Origin of the sequence: Nitratidesulfovibrio sp. HK-II, assembly GCF_003402415.2 — a bacterium.
Taxonomy (GTDB): domain Bacteria; phylum Desulfobacterota; class Desulfovibrionia; order Desulfovibrionales; family Desulfovibrionaceae; genus Cupidesulfovibrio.
The window spans coordinates 1,616,774-1,632,076 of record NZ_AP036014.1; the positions used below are offsets into that span (position 1 = coordinate 1,616,774).

Below are 15,303 nucleotides of genomic sequence, written 5' to 3' on the forward strand. Positions count from 1 at the left end.
CGGGTGGGCCGGGACCGGCACGGTGCGGGAACAGTTCCGGGGTATTGGCGCACGGCGGGCGCAACGAAAAGGCCCGCGCACATCACCTCGAAGAGGTGGCGGGCGGGCCGGGGGGGGCGGACGGGCTGGACGAACTGAGCGGGCAGAAGGCGGTTGCGCCGTCCGGCCGTGGGGCAATGTGGTTATTTCAGGAATTCCGCCAGGGTGCCGTGCCGTTCCTTGAGCAGGCGCAGCATCTGCTCCTGCTGGCGCAGCCTGCGCACCGCCCGCAGCGACAGCCATGCCCCCAGCACCAGCAGGGCGAGGTTCAGCGCGCCCACCGGCAGCAGGAAGTGCAGCACGTCTTCCGTGTCGTAGTAGCGCGAGGTGGCGATGAGGAAGGTGGTCAGCGACATGGGCAGCGCCACGATGGCGATGCCCGTGCGCAGCGCGGCCAGCGAGGTGCGCTTTTCCGCCAGGATCAGTTGCGCCTCGTTGATGATGATGGGCGCGGGGGGCGGTGGGCAGGCGGCGTCGTCATGCTCCGCCGGGGCGGCCGGGGCCACCGCCTGAAAGTCCACGGGCGAGGGCTGCTTGGCCTGTGCGGGGGCGGCCTGGCTGCCGGGGGACGTGCCGTTGGGCGAGGTGACTGTTCCGGCTGGCGGGGTGGGTTGGGTCATGGCGTCGCGCGGGGTGGGGGTGAAAGGGATGAGGCAGAGTTGCCGGAACCAAAAGCGGGCGGATTGCGGGGCCAACCAGGCCCAACTGGGGCCAGACCGCGCCGGGGTCATGACCGGGCGCGGGAGGTGGCGCGGAGCGTGGCGCGGGCGTTCGGACGGGTTCAGGGGCGGGTGGTCTTGCCCGCGCTCACGTCATACTGGCCGCGCGAACGCACGGTGCAGCCCGCATCCAGCACGAGGCCCAGCGCCAGGACGCACGCCAGCGCCAGCAGCGCCCAGCGCGATGCCCCGCGCGTCAGGGCGGACCCGCCGGGCGTGGCGCGGCACGGGCCGTGCGTGGCGTTCTGGGTGGGCATGAAAGCCATGGCATGCCTCTGGCCGTTGCATGGTGCTTGTCTGTTCGTGGATAGTAGCGCGCGCGGCGAAAATGGCAACCCCGACCCGCTGCGACGGGGCGATGGCGCAAGGCCGCGCGTTCGCGTCGGGGAGGCACCCGCGCAGGCGGCATCGCCGTTCCGGCCTTGCATATCAACGCCCGGCGTAGCGGATGCGGTAGATGGCCCCGGCGTAGTCGTCGGCCACCAGCAGGGAGCCGTCCGGCAGCACCAGCAGGGCAGCGCGGCGCGCGTCAGCGTTGCAGCACGGCGGGCAGGGGCCGCCACCAGAAGTCGGTGCCCGGCAGGGCGGCGTAGCCGATGCGCTGGTAGAACTTGTTCAGGCTGGCCAGCGAGCGCTTGGGGTCCACCCCGATGCACTGCGGGCCGATGAGCGCCAGGTCTTCGGGCCGCAGCCAGTCCAGGCAGAACTGCAGGGGGCACGGGCGCAGCAGCGATGCGCCGCAGTCGGCGTGCAGCCACGAGCGCTCCAGCAACTGGCGGGCCAGGCCGTAGCCCCGGTAGGCGGGGGCCACCAGCAGCACGTCCACGTAGGAAATGGGGGCGTCGTGGGTGGCGGCCATGGCGAAGCGCACGGCGTTCACGGCCTCGCGCAGGTCGTCGTGGTTCAGCCCCGCCAGCGCGGCCACGCCTTCAAGGTTGTGGTATTCAAGGACGAAGCCCCGCAGACGGCCCACCACGCGCCCGTTGTGGTGGGCGTCGATGGTGTAGGGATGGATTTCCGGGTCGGCGGTGGGTTCGACGGTCAGGTGGGTGACGCAGCTTGCGTGTGTCGGGTGCATGGGAGGGTGGGTTTTGGTTGCGGGCGGCGAATGCCGCGCGGTTTCGGCGTACCAGAGCGCGGCCCGGCCCGCAACAGTGATGAAGGGGGGATGAAGACAGGTGGATGAAGAAGAGTGGACGCAGGCGGGGCGGTTGCGGTTGAGCCCGGGCACGCGCCGGGCGCTGCTGCCCGCGATGAAAGCGGCGAAGGGCTGGCCGCGGGGCGCGCCATCAAAAAAAGAACGCGCCGGGCAGGCCCGGCGCGTGTGGATGCGAGATGGAAGGCCGCGCGTCAGAACACGCGCTTGGCTCCGGCCCACTGGTTGCACCACGGCTTGGCGTCCAGCTTGGAGATGACCACGCCGTCGGATGAACTGCTGTGGATGAACTTGCCGTCCTCCAGGTAGATGCCCACGTGGTGGATGCGGCGCTTCTTGTTGCGCTTGAAGAACACCAGGTCGCCGGTTTGCAGTTGCTCGCGGCGAATGGTGCGCCCTTCCAGAAATTGCGACTGCGAACTGCGCGGCAGGTCCACGCCCACGTTATCGTACACCCACCCGGTGAAGCCGGAGCAGTCGAAGCCGGTCTCGCCAACGCCGCCCCGGCGGTAGCGGGTGCCCAGCTTGGACATGGCCACATTGACCAGCCGCATGCGGGCGTCGATGGCCGACATGTCGTCGTCGGCTTCTTCCACCTTTGGATGATGACCGGCGGCTTCGTCCATGGCGTTCAGGGCTTCGTCCAGGTCGGCGATGTCGCTGAGCACGCCGTCGGCCATGGTGTCTTCGCCTTCCTCTTCGTCCTCGGCGTATTGGGAATCGGCATTGCCGAGGCGGGGCGCGATGTCGCAGGATGCGCCCGCGTCCCCTTCGGCGGTGGGGGCGGCGGAGGAGTCCACGGCGGCGGATGCGTGCTGGTCCGCGTCATGCGCGGACTTTGTGATCTGGGTGGGCTTTACGGACGGGGCACCCTGTCGGACGCAGGCGGGGCCGGAAAGGGCAATGGCAAGCAGCAGTGGCAACAGGCGGGCGCAGGCGCGGAATAGTGGCGACGGTCCTAGCTTTGTCGTCATGTGCATGGCGGCGTTCGGTGGTGTTTGCGGTGTTGGCGGATTTTGAGGCGAATTCGCCGTGCTCGGCTGCGTGCCTTGCGTTGCAGGGCCAGCGGCCGTCCGGCGTGCGGAGGAACCGGTGTGGTCCGAGTACTGTATGCGGCTGGCGGAAACGGATGTTTCAGGCCGACGCTTCCTTGGTGCCAAGAAAAAGACATTTTGGCAACCCGCATGTGACGGCGGGCGCAAGCTGCCGCCCGTGTGCCCGCCGCTGCGCACCAACGGAAAAGGGCTTGTGGCGGTAACCACAAGCCCTTGACCATTCTGGTCGGGATGAGAGGATTCGAACCTCCGGCCTCAGCGTCCCGAACGCTGCGCTCTAGCCAAGCTGAGCCACATCCCGTCGAGGAAGTGGTGTTTAGCGCGGGTGGGTGGGAATGGCAAGCGTTTTTATGGGCGGTTGTCAAAAAGAGTGGGTTCACCTATTGTACATACGGCCCAGTTTACTGGCAGTCCCGCCGCCAAGGGGCGCGGGCGGAAGGCCCTGTCGGCGCGGCCCGCACGCATTCGGGCCGCCCGCCTGCCGGTAGCCGGCCACGACACGAACAGGCATTGCGAATCGCACGCGAGTTCCGGGGTCGGAACACCTCGTTCCGGTAGAGGGAGGACCCCGACGCCCGGACGTTCTTTAGGAGAGACGAGTGATCACGGTTGTCGTTGTTGATGATTCCGCCTTCATGCGCAAGGCGCTTTCGAGCATGCTCGAGAAGGACCCCGAAATCAAAGTGGTGGCCGTGGGCCGCGACGGCGAGGAAGGGCTTGAACTGGTGCGCAAGCATAACCCCGACGTGGTGACGCTCGACATTGAGATGCCGCGCATGGACGGGTTGACCGCGCTGCGCCGCATCATGATGGAAATGCCCCGCCCGGTGCTGATGGTCAGTTCGCTGACCACCGAGGGGGCCGAATCCACCCTGAAGGCCCTTGAACTGGGCGCCGTGGATTTCATCCCCAAGCAGTTGTCCAAGGTGTCGCTGGACATCGTGCGCATAGAGGATGAACTGCGCGAGAAGGTGAAGGAAATTTCGCGCCGCAAGTTTCTGCGCGCCCCCCGCGCCCTGCGTGCCCCCCGCCCGGTGGGCGATGGGGGCGCTCCCGTTTCCTCCGGGGCGGCGGGGGCAGGCGGCGCGGCGGCTGACGGCGCGCCGCGCCCGGTGCTTACCCCGCGCAGCGGCCGCCCGGTGCGCGACATCGTGGCCATCGGCGTTTCCACCGGCGGGCCGCCCGCCGTGCAGAAGGTGCTTTCGCAGCTTCCGGCGGACTTTCCGGCCAGCATCCTCATCGCCCAGCACATGCCCGCCGCCTTCACCGGCCCCTTCGCCAAGCGGCTGGACGGCGTGTGCCGCATCACCGTGAAAGAGGCGGAAAACGGCGAGCGCCTGCGCCCCGGCACCGCGTACATCGCGCCCGGCGGCAAGCACCTGCGGGTGGACCAGCGGATAAGCATGGTGGAGGTGGTGGTTACCCCGGAACCTGCGGAGGCGCTGTACAAGCCCTCGGCCAACGTGCTCATCGAATCGGTGGCGCAGGCCATGGGCCGCCGCACCCTGGGGGTCATCCTTACCGGCATGGGCAGCGACGGCCTGGAAGGCGTGCGCGTCCTGAAGCAGAAGGGCGGCCGGGCCCTGGCCCAGAGCGACGCCACCTGCGTGGTCTACGGCATGCCCAAGGCCATCGTGGATGCGGGTCTGGCCGATGAAATCATAGACATAGACGACATGGCCTCTGCCATAATGTCGGGACTGTACAAATAGCCTACCCCGCGATTCGCCCGGTCCGTCTGGCTCGCCTGGCCGTCTGGGCCGAGCACAGCGAAGGCGTCCCGGTGGACGCGGAGCAGGCCCGGAGTGCCAACGGGCGAACGGTCGCGAAGGTACGTGGACGCAAGACGCGGACGACGTGAACGGCAGTCGGGGCGGGAAGCCGCAGGGCGGCATGGGGTAGGCAATAAGGCCAGCCATTCCACGGAAGGACGGGAGTATGTCCGAACAGCAGATCATCGAGCAACTCCAAGGCGACAACGTCGAGGAAATCCGCGAGGCGGCCTACGCCGCCGGGAACCTTCGGCTGGAAAGCGCCGTGCCGCATCTGGTGGCGCAGATTCAGAGCCACAACATCGGGGTGCAGGAAGCGGCCGACCGGGCCATCCGCAAGATACGGGGCGCGGCCGCCGTGCGCGGGGTGCTGCCCCTTTTGCGGTCGGATGACGCGCCCATCCGCAACATCGCCATGGACGTGCTGCGCGAGATCGGGGCCGACGACTTCGACTCGCTGAAGCAACTGCTGCATGACGACGACGCGGACATGCGCATCTTCGCCTCCGACATCCTCGGCACCTCCGGCAGCATCCTTGCCGTGCCCTCGCTGTGCGAGGCGCTGCTGCGCGACCCGGAAGTGAACGTGCGCTACCAGGCCGCCGTCAGCCTGGGCACGCTGGCCTTTCCCGAAGCGGCGGAATGCCTGAACAAGGCCATGATGGACGAGGAATGGGTGCAGTTCTCGGTCATCGAGGCGCTGACCAAGATCCGGGCCGAATCCTCGGTCAATGCCCTGGTCAAGGCGCTGGACGCGGCGTCGGACCTGGTGGCCTCCATGATCGTGGACGCCCTGGGCGAGATGGGCAACATCAAGGCCGTGCCTCTCCTGCTCAAGCGCCTGGACAAGTCGCCCGGCCCGCTGCGCAACAAGATCGCCAAGGCCATCGTCAACGTGCTGGGCGGCAAGTCGCTGTCCCTGCTGGGCGAGAAGGACCGGCTGCGCCTGCGCGACTACCTCTTGGCCGCCATGGACGACGAGGACGAGGACGTGCAGAACGCCGCCATGCGCGGCCTTGCCAGCATCGGCGGGGCAGAGGCCACCGAGGCGGTGCTGAAGGTTGCCGTGGCGCTGGACCCAGACCGCGACCACGAGCGCCTGGTGGACTGCGTGCAGAGCCTGGCCGACATCGGCTTCAACAGCGCGGTGGACCGGCACGTGCGCGGCGACGACGAGCACACCCTGCTCATCCTCATAGAGGCCATCCGGGGCATGCCCAGCCGCCACGGCATAGACCTGCTGCGCGGGGTGTTCTGGGACAAGCCCCGCGACGCCCAGCGGTCCATGTCCACGGTGCTGTCCGAACGCTGCGACCCCAGCGACCGCGATTTCTTCATCGACGTGCTGGACCGGCACAACGACGCCCACGTGCTGAAGGCCGCGCTGCTCTACCTGGGCCGCAAGGCCAAGGCGGTGGAAGCGGGAGAGCGCATGCTGGCCCTGCTGGAACACCCCTACGACGACGTGAAGGAAGCCGCCCTCAACGCGTGCATCGCCCTGAACGACCCGGGCATGAACGCCCGCTTCCGCGAATCGTTCCGCAGCCCCGACCCGCTGCACCGCATGATGGCCGTGTACGCCATGGGGCGCTTTGACGTGGACGAGAACCTCGCCGAACTCACCGAGGCGCTGGAGGACGAGGTGCCCGACGTGCGCAAGGTGGCGCTGGAGGCGGTGGCCAACGTCTGCCCCTTCACCAGCGAACGGCTGGAACTGGTGGTGCCCCGGCTGCACGACGAAAACCGCGAGGTGCGCCTGGCCCTCATCGAACTGCTGGGCAATTGCGGCGAAGGCAACGTCTTCCCTTATCTGCTCCAGGCCCTGGGCGACCCGGATGACTGGGTGCGGGTGCGGGCCATCGAGGCGCTGGGTACGCTGAAGGATTCCGACGCGGTGCCGCAACTGGTGGCGCTTACCGAAAACGCCGGGCATCTGGTGCTGCTGAAGGTGGTGGAGGCGCTGGGGGCCATCGGCGGCAACGTCGCGTTCAGGGCGTTGCTGAACCTGATGGAGTCGGAGGATCCGGAAGTCCAGCAGGCCGCCGAGGCGGCGGCCGCCCGCATCCACGAAGAACAAGGAGTGGATGACTGATGTCCTCGCTGTTTTCCAACTCCATCAGCCTGCGCAAGGAACTGAAGATCTCCGACGAGGAGTTCGTGCAGCTGCGCGACTTCATCTACCAGCAATGCGGCATCTACATCGCCGAAAACCGCAAGTACCTGGTGGAAAACCGCCTGTCGAACCGCCTTAAGGAACTGAACCTCAAGAACTTCGGCGAGTACTATTACTTCCTGCGCTACGACGCCAACAAGCGCGTTGAGCTCAACCGGCTGTTCGAGGTGGTGACCACCAACGAGACCAGCTTCTATCGCAACCCGCCGCAGTTGCAGGTGTTTCAGGAACACGTGCTGAAGACGACCCTGAACGACCTGCGTTCCAAGGGGCAGAAGCGGCTGCGCATCTGGTCCGCCGGGTGCTCCACCGGGGAAGAACCGTACACCCTCGCCATCATCCTGCACGAGGTGCTGAAGACCGAGCTTGCGAGCTGGGACATCAAGATCACCGCCAACGACCTGTCCGAGGCGGTGCTGGCCTCGGCCCGGCGCGGTGTCTATTCCGACTACGCCCTGCGCACCACGCCCAAGGAGATCACCGACCGTTATTTCATCAAGGAAGGCACCCAGTTCAAGGTGGACCCCAAGCTGAAGCAACTGGTGAATTTCGGGCAGATCAACCTCAGCGACCGCGCCGGGCTGAAACGGGTGGAGCGCTCGCACATCGTGTTCTGCCGCAACGTCATCATCTATTTCGACGACGAGATGAAGAAGCAGGTCATCGGCTCGTTCTACGACAACCTGCTGCAGGGCGGGTACCTGCTCATCGGGCATTCGGAATCGCTGCACAACATCACCCGCGCCTTCAAGCCGGAACACCATACCGGGGCCATCATCTACCGCAAGCTGGAGTGACGGCGGCGAAGGACAGGGAGACGGCAACGTGACGGAACGGAACAGGCCCGCGCCCGGTGCGCTTCGCCCCATGGGGCGGGCGTTGGCGGGCGGCGCAAGGGATGGTCGATGGGCGCGCGCGTAGTGGCCATCGCCAACCAGAAGGGTGGGGTGGGCAAGACCACGTCCACCCTGACGCTCGGCGCGGCGCTCGCGCGCCGGGGCCAGCGCGTGCTGATCATGGACCTTGATCCGCACGCCAACGCCTCGGTGCACCTCCGGTTCTATCCGGAGGACCTGGACGTGACCATGTACGACCTGTTCATGGTCGACGAGGCGGCCTGGCCCGCACTGTGGAAGCGCATGGTGCGCCGCAACGAGGGGCAGGCCTGGGACGTGGCCCCGGCAAGCATCCAGCTTGCCGAACTGGACGTGGACCTGAAAGGACGCAAGGGCAAGGGAGCGATACTGCAACAGGCCATCGCGCACGTGCGCGACGACTACGACTTCATCATCATAGACTGCCCGCCGCATGTGGGCATCCTGCTGGTGAACGCGCTGGTGGCCTGCGATTTGCTTGTCATTCCCATCCAGACGGATTTTCTGGCGCTGCACGGCCTGAAGCTGTTGTTCGACACCATCCGGGTGCTCAACAAGGTGCTGCCGCAGCCCATACGATACAGGGCCCTGGCCACCATGTTCGACAAGCGGGCGAGGGCGTGCAACAGGGTGCTCGAACTGCTGGCGCAGAAGATGGGACCGAAGATGTTCAACACGGTGGTCGGCATGGATACCCGCTTTCGCGAGGCCAGCGCGCAGGGCAGGGTGATCTACGATCTCGACCCCGACAGCCGGGGCGCGCGCGCCTACGACGCGCTGGCCGAAGAGATGCTGCAATCATGACCCAACGTTCACCCGAGGAATACTTCCGCCAGCACGACTTCGGCTCGGAAGCGGCCACGGGCGGCGGGGGCGAGTTCACCGCCGCCGAACGAGCCTTCATGCAGAAGTATCTTGGCGTGGAGGAAGGCGACATCCTGCGCCGCATCGGCATCGACCCGGCCCGTGCGGGCGCTGCGGGCGTCGCCGCCGGACTGGAGGACGAGGCGGAAACGCTGGAAGCCCGTCTGCGCCGAGAACCCGTGCTGCAGATGGTGGGATTTTTCCTGGGCGCCCAGGAATTCGCCGTGCCCACAGAGGCCGTGCAGGAAGTCATCAAGTTTTCCACGCCCACGCGCCTTCCCGCCGCGCCCTCGTTCGTGGCGGGCATCGTCAACCTGCGCGGGCGGGTCACGCCGCTGGTGCGGCTGCGCGAACTGCTGGGCGTGTACGAAGGCGGCGGCGAGAACGCCGCAGACGCCGGGGGCATCGGAGGCGAAGACAAGTTCATCATCGTCTGCCGCAGGCGCGGCCTGCAAATGGGCATGATGATCGAGCGGGTGCACACCATGTACCGCGTGCCGCAACAGGATATCGACTGGGCCATCGAGGCGCATCTCGGCATCAGCGTGGATTTCGTGTCCGGCCTGCTCAAGGCCGACGAACGCCTGGTGAGCATCGTTTCGGTGGACAAGATACTCGACTGTGTTCTGAAACGCTGAGGAGGCATGCATGAGCAAGCATATATTGATCGTGGACGACTCCAAGACCGTTCGCAACCTTGTCGCCTTCATAATGAAAAAGGAAGGCTTCAAGGTGACCACGGCGGAGGACGGGCTCGACGGTCTGGAGAAACTGTACTCCTCCGAAAAGGTAGACCTGATCATCTCCGACGTGAACATGCCGCGCATGGACGGGTTCACCTTCATCAAGACGGTGCGCGAGCAGGAAGCCTACCGCGACCTGCCCATCGTGGTGCTGTCCACCGAAGGGCAGGAAAAGGACATCCAGATGGGCATGAGCCTTGGGGCCAACCTGTACATGGTCAAGCCCGCCCAGCCGGAAAAGATGGTCAAGAACATAAAGATGCTGCTCGGTTGACCGATAGGGACATGTGTAGCGGAACGCAACGCGCGGCATGCCGCCGCGCCAAGGTTTTCTGGGGGCCCGGGGGCCCCGGCGGACGCGGCCGTCGAGCCGCGCCGGACGGCATCCCGGCTATCGACCACGGCCACGCCCCGGCCTACCTGAGGTGAGGGTATGAGTCAGGATTTCATGGATCCGGAAATATTCGCCGATTTCATCGTCGAAGCCAAAGAGCACCTCGAGACCATCGAGCCCAACCTGCTCGAACTCGAGAAGGCGCCGGACAATCTCGCGCTGCTGAACGAGATATTCCGCCCCATGCATTCGCTGAAGGGGGCGTCCGGCTTTCTGGGGCTGAACCGGATCAACGGCCTTGCGCACCGTGCCGAAAACATCATGGACGAGTTGCGCAAGGGGGACATGACCGTCACCTCCGAGATCATGGACGTCATCCTTTCGGCCACGGACGCGTTGCGCCAGATGGTGGACAACCTGGATTCCACCGGCGGCGAAGGCGACGTGGAGACCGAATCCATCATCACCACCATCGACGCCATCATGGCGGGCGATGCGCCCGCTGCGGCCCCGCGCCCCGCGCCCGCCGCACCGGTGGCGGCCCCCGAGCCGGAGCCGGAACCCGTCGCGGCGGCCGAGCCGGAGCCCGTGGCGGTTGCCGCGCCCGTTGAACCGGAGCCAGCGGCCATTCCGCCCGCAGCGCCGCCCCGGCAGGAGCCGGAGCCCGTCGCCCAGGCCGAGGGCGGATCCGCCGAGTGGATCGCCACGCTGGAGCCCATGGAGCCCTACGCCCTGACCGCCTTTGGCGAAGGGCATCTGAAGGACTTCATCGACGAGGCCCGCGAGATGGCGGAAAACCTCAGTTCCGGGCTGCTGGAGCTGGAGCGCAACCCCACCGAGCAGGGCGAACTGGTCAACGATCTGTTCCGCTTCTTCCACAACCTCAAGGGCAACAGCGGCATCATCGGCTTCGCCGAGTTGAACAGCCTGACCCACGAGGCGGAAACCCTGCTCAACAACGTGCGCCGGGGCGAGATGACCGGCTCGCACGAGCTGGTGGACCTGCTGCTGCTGGTGGTGGACCTGCTGGAGGCGCTGGTGTCCCGCATCGACCCGGCCACCGGCAACGTCACCCCGTTCGATATTTCGGCCATCCTCGACTGCCTGCGCAAGGCGGTGGCGGGTGAAGAGATAACCCTGCCCGCAGGCCTTGGCGGCCGCCGCAACGGCGGCCCCGCGCCGGAAGCCGCGCAGGCGCACAGCACGTCTGACGCAGATGACGACGAGGATGCGCTGTCCCCGCCCGTGGCCCCCGGCTACGACCCGGACGACGTGGCGCTGTTCGTCAACACGGTGCGCCAGCAGATGGACAATATCGGCGTTGCCCTGAAGACCCTTGCCGGTGACGGCACGCAGCGCGAGTACATTGATGCGCTGTACCGGTGCCTGGTCACCATCCAGAATTCCTCGGGCTACATGGGGCTGGACGAGGTTCGCGTGTATGCCGAGCGCACCGCAGGTCTCGTGGATCAGGCGCGCTTCTCGGGCATGGATTTCAGCCTGATGGTGGACCTGATGGAGCAGGAAACCTCCATCATCGGCGACATGCTGGAAAAGCAGATCGCCCGCATCAGCACGCCAGCGCCCGAAGCGGCGGCACCCGCAGCCGCCCCGGCGCCCCAGCCCAAGGCTGCGGCTGCACCTGCCCCTGCCCCAGCCGCGCCCACCGCCGCCACGCCGCAGGGCGACGACGAGGACGAGGAGCCGGAAGACGACGATACCGCCGTGGTCACCATTTCCTCGGTGACCGGGGCCACCGCGCCGACCGCTCCGGCCGAAGCGGTGAAGCCCGCCGCGCCCGCCGCCGCTGCCGCGCCCGTGGCCAAGCCCGCTCCGGCAGCGCCCCCCAAGCCTGCCGCCCCGGCAGCGCCCCCCAAGCCAGCAGCGCCCGCTGCCCCAGCAGCCCCCGCCGCGCCCGCGTCAGCAGGGGGCCAGGGCGGCGCCGCAGCAGCGGCCCAGGTTCAGCAGGCTCAGCAGGCCGGTACGGCCAAGGCCTCGTCCACCATCCGCGTGGACCACGAAAAGCTCGACCACCTGATGAACCTCATCGGCGAACTGATCATCAACCGCAACCGCTACACCATGCTGGCCCGCCGCCTGGAGGACGACACCAACGTCGTCATCGCGGAAGTGGCCCAGGACCTGTCCGAAACCACCTACGCCATGGCGCGCATTTCGGACGACCTGCAAGACACCATCATGAAGGTGCGCATGGTGCCGGTGTCGTCGGTGTTCTCGCGCTTTCCGCGCCTGGTGCGCGACCTGTCGCGCAAGAGCGGCAAGGAAGTGGACCTGCTTCTGGAAGGCGAGGAGACGGAACTGGACAAGAGCGTGGTGGAAGTCATCGGCGACCCGCTGGTACACCTCATCCGCAATGCCGTGGACCACGGCGTGGAGTCCGAGGACGAGCGCGTGGCCAAGGGCAAGAAGGCCAAGGGCAAGGTGACCCTGCGCGCCTACCACAAGGGCAACTCCGTCGCCATCGAGATAGAGGACGACGGCAAGGGCATCGACCCCGAGAAGATGCGCGAAGTGGCCGTGCGCAAGGGCATCATCACGCCCGACGAAGCCAAGGCCTTGGACGACCGCGAGGCCATGGAGCTTATCTTCGCCCCCGGCTTCTCGTCGGCGGAGAAGATCACCGACATTTCCGGGCGCGGCGTGGGCATGGACGTGGTGCGCACCAACATCAAGAACCTGAAGGGCAGCGTCAGCATCCATTCCGAGATTGGAAAGGGCACGCGCTTCACCCTGTCGCTGCCGCTCACCCTGGCCATCATCGACGCGCTGATGGTCAACGTGGCGGGCGAGATGTACGCCATCCCGCTGGACGCCGTGTCGGAAACCACCAAGATCGAGGCGCGCCGCCTGACGGACGTCAAGGGCCGCAAGGCCGTGACCCTGCGCGGCGAAGTGCTGGGCATCGCCTCGCTGTCCGAACTGCTTGGCCTGCCCAAGGGCGACAAGCAGGAGGTGCTGTCCGTGGTGGTCATCCACGACAACGACCGCAGGCTGGGCCTGGTGGTGGACCGGCTGCTGGAACGCCAGGAGATCGTCATCAAGCCCCTGGGGGCCTACCTTGGCGACCTCAAGGGCATCTCCGGCGCGACCATCATGGGCGACGGCAGCGTCATCCTGATCCTGGACCCGCATGAGGTGTACATGATGGCCACTTCAAAGGCCATCTAGGGCTCGATCAGCCGTAGCTGCACAATCAGAACGCCCCCGTCCGGCAGCACCGGGCGGGGGCGTTTTTCTTTGGATTCGGGGATACCCCTACATGGGCGCGTGCAGCCGCACCACGTAGGCCAAAGTGCTGGCCTCGCAGCCGCAGGCCACCATCAGCAGCACCAGCGCGCTCACGATGCCCACCTTGTGGCGCAGCGGCGTGGCGGAGCGGATCACCGTGCCCCACAGGCCGCAGGCGGCCAGCGGCAGCACCAGCGTGCCCGCCAGGGGCAACAGGGGGGGCAGCATGGTCAGGTCCGGGCTGGTGAGGGTGGCGGCGCGGTACAGCACGTACACGCCCACGGGCACTGCGCACAGGGTGCCGCCCAGCGCCCAGCGGGCGCACACGCCCAGGGCATAGTTGTAATAATCGCGGCCGAAGTCGTCCTTTTCGCGCCGGGTCAGCAGCCAGGCCAGGCACAGCGCCCCGGCGGCCCCGGCGGCCACGAAGGTCGACTGGCCCAGTACCGCCCACAACAGGGAATCCGCGGGCGCGCCGATCATGGCGCGCATGGTGTCCATGGGAGATGCGTCGGTGGGCAGTGGATGCCCCGGCAGCAGCAGGGCACGGGCAAGGGCAAAGCCGGACACCGTGGCCTCTATGCCGCCAATCCCGGCGGCAAGGCCCACGAAGCGGTGCATGGCCGAACCCTTGATGTATTTCCAGCCCACCAGGTACAGGGCGGCGCAGGCCGCCGTGCCCACCAGCAACGCGGGCAGGGAGAGCAGCGGCACGCGGAACGGCCCCGCCATGAGGTCGGGCTGCAACTGGGCCATGCGGAAAACCATCACCGCGCTCACGGCCACCAGCAATGCGGCGGCAAGGGCGGCCAGCAGGGCCCCCTGGCGGGCCAGCTTGTCGGGGAACGAGGTGCGTTGCGTCACGGCAAGACGCTGGGCGGCCAGGCACAGGAAGGGAATGCCCGTCACGGCCAGCAGCAGGCAGGCCAGAATGCCGCCCGGCAGCGCCAGCGACCAGACGGCGGCATCGGGAAAAAGGGTCATGCGCGAAAGCTCCGTTGGGGTGATGCGGCGGCGCGCGCGGGCGTTGCCGCACCGGTCTTGTGCCCCAAAACCGCTTGGGGCGCAAGGTGCCGGGGCCAGCGGTGGCGCGGCGGGGCGCGGGGAGCCGGATGGAATCAGGCCGGGCCGGGCAAGGCTGGGTTAGGGATGGCCGCGTTATGGATGGCTGGTCGGGCCGCTCCGGTGTGCTGCAGGCAGGGCGGAGCCGACGTTTGCCCCACGGCGTGGGCGGAAACGCGCGTCCGCCCGTCCGGAGCGCCGCTGCGCATTCATTTCCTTGAAAAAATGACGGCCATCGCCTATGGAGGGTACAGTTCCGTCAACGTACTCGGCCAGTTCGGAGATTCCTCATGCAGCATCGGCGGCTTCGCGCATCGGCGGCATCGCTTGTCCCGGCCCTTCTCCTTGCCATGGCTCTTTCTTCCGGCTGCGCCGGGCAGGGCGGGGCGCAGGGCAGCACCGAATGGCGGCTGCGCATGCTGGAGGAAAAGTACCTGTCCTACGAAGAGGCCCGAAAGGCTCGCGATGGCTCCGTGGACGAACGGTTGCAGGCGCTGGAGGAAAAGCAGGCCGCGCTGTCCGCGCGCGTGGACGGCGACCGCGAATCCGACGGGCGCAGGCTGGACGCGCTGGAAAGCGCCCTGACCGGGGTGAAGCCCGGGCGCGCCGCCGTGGCTGCACCCGCATCCGCACCCGCGCCCGCGCAGGAGGCTGCCACGGCCCCGGCTCCGTCCGCCGAAACGGTGGAGTCGGCCGGGGACGCCGCCGTGTCCGTTCCCTCGGTGAACGCCGACGACCTTGGCAAGGGGGGCCGCCGCGTGCAGCCCGAGCCCGCCAAGCCCGCTTCCCCCCCCGCCAAGGCAGTCCAGAAGGCCGAACCCGCGCCCAAGCCCGCCAGGGGCGTGTCCGACAAGGCCGCCTACGAGGCCGCGCTGAGCCTGCTGCAACGCGGCAAGACCGAAGAGGCCCGAGTGCGCTTCGACGGGTTTCTGGGCGATTACCCCAACAGCGCGCTGGTACCCAACGGGCTGTACTGGAAGGGCGAGGCCCTGTACGCGCAGCGCCGCTACGCCGATGCCATCGTGGCCTTCAAGGAGGTCACGGCGCGCTTTCCGAAGCATCACAAGGCGGCGGATTCGCTGCTGAAGACGGCGCTGGCCTACAAGCAGCTTGGCGACGACGAGAACGTGCGCTTCCACCTGAAGGCGCTGCGCGAAGACCACCCAGATTCCCCCGCCGCCAAGCTGGCGCGGCAACGCTTCCCCAACGGGTAGCGGCCCCGCGTCGCGCATGGCCCCCGCTTCCCCGGCGTCCTCCGCCAA

General features: G+C 67.4%; 13 protein-coding genes and 1 tRNA gene. 8 read left to right on the forward strand and 6 right to left on the reverse strand.

The window, feature by feature from the left end; genetic code table 11:
• Window positions 1–182: 182 nt before the first annotated feature.
• The 5 genes from RVX_RS06515 to RVX_RS06535 form a co-directional block, all read right to left on the reverse strand.
• Window positions 183–659: a hypothetical protein gene (locus tag RVX_RS06515; RefSeq protein WP_230404437.1), complete on the reverse strand. Its 477-nt coding sequence runs from the start codon at window positions 657–659 to the stop codon at window positions 183–185.
• Between the two features lie 161 nt (window positions 660–820).
• Entirely contained in the window at window positions 821–1,024 is a 204-nt protein-coding gene (locus RVX_RS06520; protein ID WP_116305213.1) for a hypothetical protein, read from the reverse strand.
• Window positions 1,025–1,287: 263 nt separating this feature from the next.
• Entirely contained in the window at window positions 1,288–1,836 is a 549-nt protein-coding gene (locus RVX_RS06525) for a GNAT family N-acetyltransferase (protein WP_007522556.1), read from the reverse strand.
• A 272-nt stretch (window positions 1,837–2,108) separates the two neighbouring features.
• Window positions 2,109–2,894 (reverse strand): C40 family peptidase, encoded by a 786-nt coding sequence (locus RVX_RS06530; RefSeq protein ID WP_116305214.1) that lies wholly within the window; start codon window positions 2,892–2,894, stop codon window positions 2,109–2,111.
• Window positions 2,895–3,192: 298 nt separating this feature from the next.
• Window positions 3,193–3,270 (reverse strand) — tRNA-Pro (locus RVX_RS06535).
• Window positions 3,271–3,568: 298 nt separating this feature from the next.
• On the opposite strand from RVX_RS06535, the gene RVX_RS06540 reads away from it, so the two are divergent.
• The 7 genes from RVX_RS06540 (at window position 3,569) to RVX_RS06570 (ending at window position 12,919) form a co-directional block, all read left to right on the forward strand.
• Window positions 3,569–4,681, forward strand: a complete 1,113-nt coding sequence (locus RVX_RS06540; protein WP_116305215.1) for a protein-glutamate methylesterase/protein-glutamine glutaminase — start codon at window positions 3,569–3,571, stop codon at window positions 4,679–4,681.
• Between the two features lie 226 nt (window positions 4,682–4,907).
• Window positions 4,908–6,833: a HEAT repeat domain-containing protein gene (locus tag RVX_RS06545; protein ID WP_116305216.1), complete on the forward strand. Its 1,926-nt coding sequence runs from the start codon at window positions 4,908–4,910 to the stop codon at window positions 6,831–6,833.
• The gene (locus tag RVX_RS06550; RefSeq protein WP_116305217.1) at window positions 6,833–7,711 is read left to right on the forward strand and encodes a CheR family methyltransferase; all 879 of its coding nucleotides are present in this window, start codon (window positions 6,833–6,835) and stop codon (window positions 7,709–7,711) included. The genes RVX_RS06545 and RVX_RS06550 overlap by 1 nt, the downstream gene beginning before the upstream one ends.
• Window positions 7,712–7,819: 108 nt before the next feature.
• Complete coding sequence (locus RVX_RS06555) at window positions 7,820–8,593, forward strand: ParA family protein (RefSeq protein WP_116305218.1); 774 nt, start codon at window positions 7,820–7,822, stop codon at window positions 8,591–8,593.
• On the forward strand, window positions 8,590–9,291 hold the full coding sequence (locus tag RVX_RS06560; protein WP_116305219.1) for a chemotaxis protein CheW: 702 nt from the start codon (window positions 8,590–8,592) through the stop codon (window positions 9,289–9,291). Before RVX_RS06555 ends, RVX_RS06560 begins: the two co-directional genes overlap by 4 nt.
• 10 nt (window positions 9,292–9,301) lie before the next feature.
• Entirely contained in the window at window positions 9,302–9,670 is a 369-nt protein-coding gene (locus tag RVX_RS06565; protein ID WP_012611924.1) for a response regulator, read from the forward strand.
• 159 nt (window positions 9,671–9,829) lie between these two features.
• Window positions 9,830–12,919: a chemotaxis protein CheA gene (locus tag RVX_RS06570; protein WP_116305220.1), complete on the forward strand. Its 3,090-nt coding sequence runs from the start codon at window positions 9,830–9,832 to the stop codon at window positions 12,917–12,919.
• Between the two features lie 87 nt (window positions 12,920–13,006).
• Here RVX_RS06570 and RVX_RS06575 read toward each other — a convergent pair whose 3' ends face one another.
• A complete protein-coding gene (locus RVX_RS06575; RefSeq protein ID WP_116305221.1) occupies window positions 13,007–13,963 on the reverse strand; it encodes a hypothetical protein in 957 nt (318 codons plus the stop codon).
• A 428-nt stretch (window positions 13,964–14,391) separates the two neighbouring features.
• On the opposite strand from RVX_RS06575, the gene ybgF reads away from it, so the two are divergent.
• Complete coding sequence (gene ybgF, locus RVX_RS06580; RefSeq protein ID WP_116306420.1) at window positions 14,392–15,255, forward strand: tol-pal system protein YbgF; 864 nt, start codon at window positions 14,392–14,394, stop codon at window positions 15,253–15,255.
• Window positions 15,256–15,303: the final 48 nt, after the last annotated feature.